Source organism: Myxococcus vastator, assembly GCF_010894475.1.
Lineage (GTDB): Bacteria > Myxococcota > Myxococcia > Myxococcales > Myxococcaceae > Myxococcus > Myxococcus vastator.
Genome location: NZ_JAAIYB010000007.1, coordinates 42,336 through 50,774 on the forward strand (window position 1 = coordinate 42,336; position 8,439 = coordinate 50,774).

The following is an 8,439-nucleotide window of genomic DNA, read 5'->3' on the forward strand; positions in this document are numbered from 1 at the left end:
CGAAGCAGGGCGCAAGGTACGGGCCGCCCCGTGGCTTGTCAACGGGAAGTGCGGTGCTACTCCGACTCCTCGACGGTGAGCTGGTACGCGTCCTGGAAGTTGGACTCGCGGTTGCGCGCGTCGCGGACCTCGAAGAGGTAGACGCCCGGCTCGGCGCTGTAGCGGATGCGCTCCGGCTGGTCCCCCTTGGCCCGGTCCGCCGTCTGCACGAGCGACAGCTTCCCGTCCGGCTGCACGCGGTGCAGGTACAGCCCCACGTCGACCTTCAGGATGCCCAGCAGCGTGGCCCGGATGGGCGTGCGCACCGGCCGGTCCGACAGGTCCAGCCGGAAGAAGTCCGTGTCCTTGACTGGATACACCGTGCCCCGCATCGGCTGCCCCAGCGTCAGGTCCTGCGCCCGGTCCGCGGTGTTGTTGGGCTCGCGCTCCTCGCCGCCGTTGTCCGGCACCGTGGTGACGGTGATGCGGTAGGGCTGCTCGGCGTTCTCGAAGTCCTTCACCCACTTGCCGTCCACCTTGCGCGACGCGCCCTCCACCCGGAAGTAGCAGGCGCCGTCGCAGGCGACGTTGTTGAGGCGCTCGGGCTCCTTGATGGCGCCGTCGTTGGCGCGCAGCAGCACCGTCTCCTTGCCGGACTCTTCCTCCGGGGGCTCCACCACGGAGAGCACCAGGTCCAGCCGCTCCACCCCGGTCAGCTCCACCTTCGCCAGCACCGGCTCGGACGTCTTCAGGACGAAGTGGTCCACGTCGCCCTTGGGCGCCAGGAAGCCCTCTCGGTAGCCCCCGGCCGTGAGGCTCGTGGCCTTGTGGAGCTCGTCGTTCGGCTCCAGCTCCGCGCTGGCGCCGGCCTCTTCCTGCGACACGGTGAGCGTGTACGGCATGGTCGTGTTGAAGGTCCGGCGGGCCTCCTTGCCGGTGCCCACCCAGCTCGTCTTCACCACCACGTAGACGACCCGGTCCATGGCGCGCACGCCGATGTTGCGCAGCGACAGCGTCTCGCCCTCCTTGCCGCGCAGGGTGAAGAGCGGCGCCTCCGCCGCGGACAACACCGACAGCTCCGGCCGCACGCCGTCCACGCCGGTCAGCTCGATTTTCAGCGCCACCGAGGGCGGCTCGGGGGGCACGTCCGGCTCGGAGGGCGCGGGCACCGCCGTGCCCGCGTCCAGCGCGCGCGCAATGGCCTCGCCCACCGCCTGGCTCCCCACCGGCGGCGGCTCGCTGCCCGCGAAGGTGCCCTCCATGGCGGGGGAGGGCGGGGCCTCGTCGCGCCCGAAGCCCTCCACACCGCCCTGCATGCCCTCCTGAGCCATGAGGTCGGACGCCCCGTCCCCCTCCGGACCTCGGGGTGCCGCGCCTTCCTCCTCCTCGAAGCCGTTGCCGCCCTGGTCCTGCCTCGCGCCGGGGTTGCCCTGTCCGTCCCGCGCGCCAGCGCCGTTCATGCCCTGTGCGCCGGCGAGGCCTCCGCCCAGCGCGTCGTCCTGCCCCTGGGAGGCGCCTGGGCCTCCAGCGCCGGGCCGCGTGCTGCCCATCCCTTGGGGCGCAGCGCCGCCCCCCGTGGGCGGCGTGCCTTGCGATGGCGACTCACCAAAGGGCGCGGTCGCTGGGTCCTCCGCCGTGCCACCCGGGCCCGGGCCTTCCGGGTTCGACGGTTGCGCCGGGTCCGGCAGCTCGATGCGGTACCAGTCCTCGTCGCCGGCATGGCCCAGGAAGGCCGTCACCGTCTGGCCCAGGGGCAGGTTCACCGCGTCCACGGCGCGGTCGTTGGGCTCGCGCTCCTCGCCGTCCTCGGGCGCGCGCATGCGGACCTCAAGCGTGTACGCACCGCCCACGCCCTTGCGGGTGGGCACCACGCGGAGGAAGCGCTCGTTCTCCACGAAGAGGTTGGGGAAGCGCTCCGGCTTGCCCTCGCCCTCGCTGTTGATGCCCACCAGGCGGTTGCGGTCGCGGTCATACACCTCCAGGGTGATGTCCCCGCCGGGCAGGCCGGACACGGTGACTTCCGCGATGCGCGGCGCGCCGGGCGCCAGCCGGTACCAGTCCTCGTCCGCCTTGTTCGGCTGCGCGGTGAGCTCCGCGCTCACCGTGCTGTTGCGGGTGAGGTCCAGGGCCTGGTCGGGCCTGTCGTTGGGCTCCTGCTCCGTGAGCGCGGCCGGCCCCGTCTCCACCGGACCCGCGTCCGGAGCCTCCGGCGCCTTGTCTTCCTTGCAGCCGGCCAGCATCAGCCCCAGCACACAGGCCCACCCCCAGCGTCTCATCACGGTCTCCTCCAGCACAAACCGCCATCCTTCCCGTCGGGGACGGAGTGTCAAGCACCCCAACATCCGCGAGGCCGCTTTCATCCGCACCCGCCCGGCCGCTCCGTGCGTGCTCGGACTGGAGCCGCGCGCGCGAGGCGATCAAAGATGCGAGGACATGCGACGCCTGCTCCTCGCCTCCCTCTTGTCCGCCACGGCGGCCTCCGCCGCATCCACTGTCCCGCCAGGCTACGTCCAGGCCTCCGATTGGCTCGACCGCACCCGCCAGCCGGAGCGCTACGGGCCCCTCAACGTGCTCGACGGCCGCGACTCCACCGCGTGGTGCGTCAGCGCGGAGGGGCCCGCGTCCTTCACGTTCGGCTTCAAGGACATCGTCACCGTGGACGAGGTCCGCGTGTACACGGGGGACGGCTCGGACCGGGCCGCGTTCAAGGCCCGCGCCCGGGCGCGGAAGCTCACGCTGACCGGCATCAAGGAAGCACGCAGCGTCAGCGTGGAGGACAAGCGGGGGCTCCAGGCGGTGCCCCTCAAGCCAGGACTTCGGGGCGCCCGCTTCACGCTGGAGGTGTCGGAGCGCTTCCCGGGCGCCAAGGACGACGCGCCCGTCTGCGTCACCGACATCGTCTTCTACTCCAGGGGGAAGGCGCTCAACGGCACCTGGCTGGCGCCCAAGCTGCGCTACAACGCCCGGCTGGCGCCGCTGCTGGGCACCTGGTTCGGTGGCCTGAAGGGCGCACCGCACCGCTTCCTGTCCTTCTACCTGGACGGCACCTACAGCCTCACCGAGGAGCCCTTGGAGGGCGAGGTGTCCACGACAGTCAGCGGCGCCTACACGCTGTCCGGGGAGAAGCTGTCCCTGGACGTCCCCCCGCACGGGCGGGTGACGGTGCGTTTCCCGCGAGGGGACTCCGAAGGGACACGTCCGCCAGAGGCTTCGCTGGCGTTCGACGGGCCCGTCGCCGAGGCGTGGGGCGAGGAGTTCCGCGGCCAGCGGTGAGCTGACGCGAGGGCTGCCGCCCGCCTGGCTTCCCGGGAGGCGAGGCGGTTCGCCCTAGAGGATGGCCATCTTCCGCTTCACGCTGAAGTGGCGGAAGAACGCGATGATTTCCTCGACCGCGATCTTCACGTCGGTGGCGTCCTGGAATTCGGATTCCAGGAAGATGCCGCCGCAGGACTCGCAGGTGTCGTAGTGCAGCGGGTGCTGCCGGTCGCCACCGTCCACGCGGACGAGGTCGACCTGGCACTCGGGGCACTGACCGGTCAGTGCCTCCGCATCTACCTTGCCGCCCTGGCTCTCCAGCCCGGGGAGGTTGTTGTGGAGCAGGACCCGGTTGAGGTCCGCGACGTCAATCCAGAGGCCGCCGCAATCTCCACACTTTCGCAACGTCTGATCATCCCCCTCGAGATCGGACATCTCGACGTTGCAGCTGGGGCAATCCATGGGGCGGTTCCATTCTCCTGTTGGGGGGGAGTGGTGTGCTCCCCAGTCGATTGGAGAATGATAGGTCGCGCGAAATTTCGGATGCAACCCGCCTTGCGCCTTCTGTTGGCAACGCGCCGTCCCGTCGCCCCCCAGCCCCTCGGCCCTAGGCCTTCTCGCGGCGGATGTCCGCACCCAGGCCGCTCAACTTGCGCTCCAGGCGCTCGTAGCCTCGGTCCAGGTGGTAGACGCGGCTGACGTCGGTGCGGCCCTCCGCCCGCAGGCCCGCCAGGATGAGTGACGCGCTCGCCCTCAGGTCCGTTGCCATGACGGGCGCGCCGCTCAGGCCCTTCACGCCCTTCACCACCGCTGTGTGCCCCTGGATGGTGATGTCCGCGCCCAGCCGGTGCAGCTCCGGCACGTGCATGAAGCGGTTCTCGAAGATGTTTTCGTTGATGACGGACGTCCCCTGACTGACGGACATGAGGGCCATCAACTGGGCCTGCATGTCGGTGGGGAACCCCGGGTGCTCCGTGGTGGTGATGTTCACCGCTTCCAGTCGCTGGGGCGCCTTGCAGCGCAGGCCGCCGCCCTCGGCGGTGAGGGTGCACCCGGCCTCGCGCAGCTTCTCCACCATCGCGTCCATGTGCTCGGGCACCACGCGCTTCACCAGCACGTCGCCGCCGGAGATGGCCGCCGCCACCAGCAGGGTGCCAGCCTCGATGCGGTCGGGGAGGATGGCGTGCTCCACCGGCTTCAGTCCGTCCACGCCTTGAATGGTGATGATGGACGTGCCCGCGCCCTCGATGCGCGCCCCCATCTTGTTGAGCACCTTGGCCAGCTCCTCGACCTCGGGCTCGCGGGCGCAGTTCTCCATGACGGTGCGGCCCTTGGCCAGCACCGCCGCCATCATCACGTTCTCCGTGCCGGTGACGGTGATGACGTCGAAGTTGACGGTGCCGCCCTTGAGCTGCTTCGCCGTGGCCTCCACGTAGCCTTCCGTGAGGTGGATGTCCGCGCCCAGCGCCTTCAGCCCCTTGAGGTGCTGGTCGATGGGCCGCGCGCCAATGGCGCACCCGCCCGGCATGGACACCCGCGCCCGGCCGAAGCGGGCGACGAGCGGCCCCAGCACCAGCACGCTGGCGCGCATCGTCTTCACCAGCTCGTAGGGCGCCTCCGGGGTGATGTGGCCGTTGACGCCCACCTGGCAGACGTCCGACGTCTCGGCGTCGCGCTCCGCGTCGCAGCCCATGGTGCGCAGCACCTTGAGCATGGTGGCGACGTCCGCCAGGTCCGGCACGTTGCGGTAGGTGGAGGTGCCGTCGGCCAGCAGCGCCGAGGCGAGGATGGGCAGCGCCGCGTTCTTCGCGCCCGAGGCCTGCACTTCGCCGTGCAGCGCCCGGCCGCCCTTGATGACGATCTTGTCCATGGTTCCCTGCGTCTTCAGCCCTGTGGCTCGCTGGCCACGGGCTGTGTCCCAAAAGCCATCCGTTCCCGCCGCTCCAGGTCCTTCTCCACCCGCGCGTCCGCGTAACCCGCGGCGCGCAGGAGCTCCAGGACGGCGGGGCCCTGGTCCTCACCAATCTCCATTGCAAGGAGGCCGCCAGGCTCCAACCACTGGCGCGCGCCCGTCACCACCCGGCGCACCGCCACCAGTCCGTCCGGCCCGCCGTCCAGCGCCAGCTTCGGCTCGCGCCGCACCTCGGCGGACAGGCCGGCAATCTCCTCGGAGGCGATGTACGGCGGGTTGGAGACCACCACCTGGAAGCGCTCGCCCGCGGGCACCGGGGCGAACAGGTCCCCCTGCAGCACCGTCACCCGGTCCGCCACGCCCAGCGCCTGGGCGTTCTCCCGCGCCAGCGCGCAGGCGTCCGGCGACAGGTCCGTGGCGATGACGGTGGCCTGGGGCCGCTCGGCCGCCAGGCTGATGGCGATGCAGCCGGAGCCGGTGCACACGTCCAGCGCGCGGCCGGGCGCGTCCTTGGGGAGCAGGCGCAGCGCCGCCTCCACCAGCAGCTCCGTCTCCGGGCGCGGAATCAGCACCCGGGCGTCCACCTTGAAGGGGCGGTTGTAGAACTCGCGCACACCCGTCAGGTACTGCGTGGGCTCGCCCGCCATGCGCCGCTCGATGAGGGCACGGTAGGCGCCCAGCTCCTCCTTGGAGAGCGGGCGGTCCAGGTCCACGTACAGCCGGACGCGGCTGAGCCCGAGCACATGCGACAGGAGGATCTCCGCGGTGAGCCGCGGGGCATCCACCTGTCGCTTCTCGAAGTGCTGCGTCGTCCAGGTGAGGACCTTGCGGATGGTCCAGGGGTCGCTGCTCATGCGGAGGGCTTCGGGCCGCCGGCCGTCTGCGCCTTGAGCGCTTCGGCCTGGTAGTAGGTCCGGCAGGCGGTGATGACGTCGTCCACGTTGCCGGCCATGACGCCCGGCAGGTTGTGCACGGTGAGGCCAATGCGGTGGTCCGTCAGCCGGTCCTGCGGGAAGTTGTAGGTGCGGATCTTCTCGCTGCGGTCGCCGGTGCCCACCTGGGCGCGGCGCGCGGAGTCGCGCTCGTTGCGGATGCGCTCCTGCTCGATTTCGTAGAGCTTCGCTCGCAGCATGCGCATGGCCATGGTGCGGTTCTTCAGCTGGCTCTTCTCCTGCTGGCACTTCACCACGATGCCCGTCGGGTGGTGGATGAGGCGCACCGCGGAGTCCGTGGTGTTGACGCTCTGGCCGCCCGAGCCCGTGGAGCGCATCACCTGCATCTCGATGTCCGCCGGGTTCACCTGCACGTCCACGTCCTCCGCCTCCGGCATCACCGACACCGTGATCGTGGACGTGTGGATGCGGCCCTGCGTCTCCGTGGCCGGCACCCGCTGCACGCGGTGGACGCCGGACTCGTACTTCATGTTGCTGAAGACGGCGTCGCCGGACAGCGTCACCGTGGCGTCCTTCACGCCGCCCGCGTTGCCCGGGCTCATGTCCAGGATGTCCGCCTTCCAGCCCCGGCGGTCCGCGTAGCGGAGGTACATCTGCATGACCTCCTCGGCGAACAGGGCGGCCTCGTCACCGCCCGCGCCCGCGCGAATCTCCAGGATGACGTTCTTCTCGTCATTCGGATCCTTGGGCAGGAGGAGAATCTTGAGGCTGGCCTCCATCTCGTCGCGCTGTTCCTTCAGGCCAGGCAGCGACTCGCGGGCGAAGGCCTTCTCGTCGGCGTCGCTGCTGCCGAGCCAGGCTTCGACCTCGTTGAGGTCGGCGAGCACCTTGCGGTAGGCCCGGAAGGCCTCGACCAGCTTCTCCAGGCCCGCGCGCTCCTTGGACACCTTCTGGAGCCTCGCCGTGTCGGCGAGTACGTCTGGGTTCGACAGGTCGGCGGTCAGTCGTTCGAACCGGCGCTCGACGTCTTCGAGTTTGTCAATCATCGTCGTTCCGGGGGGTATTGCCCCTTTGCCGGCCCTCTGGCAAGGGCGGGCGGAGTCAAGAAATTCCTTGGACGCTTGGGCGGGAGCATGAAAAAAGGGCCGCCCTCACCGCGCTCAGCGGTCGGTTTCACATCACCTACACGGAGTCCTTCCACATGCCCGCCCAGAAGGGAAATCGTTCCAAGAAGAAGGTCGCCAACCGCGCCAAGGGCCGGAAGGCCCAGCTGAAGCGCCGCCGCAGCCGCGCCAAGAAGGGCCAGTCCAACAACAAGGTCTAGTGCGTTGGCTACTCCCTCCTCTGTCGTCAGGGGGAGGGAGGCGGACGGGCCCACGGCTCCAGCTCGGGCAGCATCCGCTCCACGCCTTCTGAAGACTCCGCCAGCAGCCGCAGCACCGCCTCCGCCGCCTCGCCCGTGACGGGCACCGGCTGGAAGGGCAGCTCCGGGAAGCGGTCGGTCCTCAAGGGCAGAATCTCGCTGGACAGGTAGCCGCCGTCGGGCCCGAAGTGGCCCTTCCACAAGGCGCCGCGCTTGTCGCGAGGGTTCCAGTTCCCTCCGAAGACGAAGTTCCCCAGCGAGTAGACGACCGGTCTGCCCTGGTACAGCTCCATGGCCTGGAGGACGTGAGGGTGGGCGCCCAGCACACCCGCGGCGCCCGCGTCGATGGCGGCGTGGGCCAGGCGGACCTGGTAGGGCTCCGGGGTGTAGGTGCCTTCGCGCCCCCAGTGGAAGTAGGGCAGGACGAGGTCCGCCTGGGCCCGGGCCGCGGCGATGTCCTCCTGGAGCATCCGCGTCATGACGGCCTCGTCGGAGAAGTGGCCGGCGACCCCAGGGGTCGTCTCCGTGGCGAAGACGCCGGGCGGTTCGATGTTGCGCGTGCCCAGGAAGAAGTAGCCCAGCAGCGCCACCCGCTGGCCGCCCACGGTGACGATTGCGGGGCGCCGGGCCTCCGCCAGGTTCCGGCCCGCGCCGAAGTAGGGGATGCGCGCCGCGTCCAGGGTGTCCAGCGTGTCGAGCAGGCCCTGGGCGCCGTAGTCCATCAGGTGGTTGTTGGCCAGGCTCACCACGTCCACGCCGCCGGCGGTGAGGATGCCCACCAGCGCCGGCTTCGCGCGGAAGTTGAAGTTCTTGGGCAGCTTCTCGCCGCGCTCGGTGAAGGGGCACTCCAGGTTGACGACGAACAGGTCGGCGGCGTCCGTCAGGGGCTTCACCTCCTGGAACCCGTAGGCCAGCAGGGCGTCCTGGGGGCGGCCCTTGGCGGTCTCCGCGTCGTGGTGTGTCTGGTAGTTGTGGCCCAGCGTCACGTCGCCGCCCACGATGATGGACACGGCGCGGGCCTGGGGCGCGGCCACCGG

8 protein-coding genes are annotated in these 8,439 nt (G+C 70.4%); 2 read left to right on the plus strand and 6 right to left on the minus strand.

Annotated features, from left to right (window positions below; all coding sequences use genetic code 11):
• Positions 1-56: 56 nt before the first annotated feature.
• Complete coding sequence (locus G4D87_RS01635; protein WP_176411863.1) at positions 57-2,255, minus strand: ABC transporter substrate-binding protein; 2,199 nt, start codon at positions 2,253-2,255, stop codon at positions 57-59.
• Between the two features lie 157 nt (positions 2,256-2,412).
• Between G4D87_RS01635 and G4D87_RS01640 the strand changes: the two genes are divergently transcribed.
• Positions 2,413-3,252, plus strand: a complete 840-nt coding sequence (locus G4D87_RS01640) for an NADase-type glycan-binding domain-containing protein (protein ID WP_240357937.1) — start codon at positions 2,413-2,415, stop codon at positions 3,250-3,252.
• Between the two features lie 54 nt (positions 3,253-3,306).
• On the opposite strand, the gene G4D87_RS01645 is transcribed toward G4D87_RS01640, so the two are convergent.
• The 4 genes from G4D87_RS01645 to prfA form a co-directional block, all read right to left on the minus strand.
• Entirely contained in the window at positions 3,307-3,696 is a 390-nt protein-coding gene (locus G4D87_RS01645; RefSeq protein WP_163777674.1) for a zf-TFIIB domain-containing protein, read from the minus strand.
• 145 nt (positions 3,697-3,841) lie between these two features.
• Entirely contained in the window at positions 3,842-5,104 is a 1,263-nt protein-coding gene (gene murA / locus G4D87_RS01650; RefSeq protein ID WP_163777677.1) for a UDP-N-acetylglucosamine 1-carboxyvinyltransferase, read from the minus strand.
• Positions 5,105-5,118: 14 nt separating this feature from the next.
• On the minus strand, positions 5,119-6,000 hold the full coding sequence (gene prmC, locus G4D87_RS01655) for a peptide chain release factor N(5)-glutamine methyltransferase (RefSeq protein ID WP_163777680.1): 882 nt from the start codon (positions 5,998-6,000) through the stop codon (positions 5,119-5,121).
• Positions 5,997-7,085: a peptide chain release factor 1 gene (gene prfA, locus G4D87_RS01660; protein WP_163777683.1), complete on the minus strand. Its 1,089-nt coding sequence runs from the start codon at positions 7,083-7,085 to the stop codon at positions 5,997-5,999. Before prfA ends, prmC begins: the two co-directional genes overlap by 4 nt.
• A gap of 155 nt (positions 7,086-7,240) precedes the next feature.
• Here prfA and G4D87_RS39905 point away from each other — a divergent pair, with 155 nt between their 5' ends.
• Positions 7,241-7,363 carry a hypothetical protein gene (locus tag G4D87_RS39905; RefSeq protein WP_013941470.1) on the plus strand — a complete coding sequence of 41 codons (123 nt, stop codon included), beginning with the start codon at positions 7,241-7,243 and terminating at the stop codon, positions 7,361-7,363.
• A gap of 26 nt (positions 7,364-7,389) precedes the next feature.
• Here the strand turns inward: G4D87_RS39905 and G4D87_RS01665 are convergent.
• A partial coding sequence (locus tag G4D87_RS01665) for a CapA family protein (RefSeq protein WP_163777685.1) occupies positions 7,390-8,439 on the minus strand: 1,050 nt, incomplete at its 5' end.

What these genes read in the sequence shown, in the direction of transcription:
- G4D87_RS01645 (WP_163777674.1), bottom strand. Translation starts at nt 3,696, where the DNA reads ATGGATTGCCCCAGCTGCAACGTCGAGATGTCCGATCTCGAGGGGGAT.
- G4D87_RS39905 (WP_013941470.1), top strand. Translation starts at nt 7,241, where the DNA reads ATGCCCGCCCAGAAGGGAAATCGTTCCAAGAAGAAGGTCGCCAACCGC.
- prmC (WP_163777680.1), bottom strand. Translation starts at nt 6,000, where the DNA reads ATGAGCAGCGACCCCTGGACCATCCGCAAGGTCCTCACCTGGACGACG.
- prfA (WP_163777683.1), bottom strand. Translation starts at nt 7,085, where the DNA reads ATGATTGACAAACTCGAAGACGTCGAGCGCCGGTTCGAACGACTGACC.
- G4D87_RS01635 (WP_176411863.1), bottom strand. Translation starts at nt 2,255, where the DNA reads ATGAGACGCTGGGGGTGGGCCTGTGTGCTGGGGCTGATGCTGGCCGGC.
- G4D87_RS01640 (WP_240357937.1), top strand. Translation starts at nt 2,413, where the DNA reads ATGCGACGCCTGCTCCTCGCCTCCCTCTTGTCCGCCACGGCGGCCTCC.
- murA (WP_163777677.1), bottom strand. Translation starts at nt 5,104, where the DNA reads ATGGACAAGATCGTCATCAAGGGCGGCCGGGCGCTGCACGGCGAAGTG.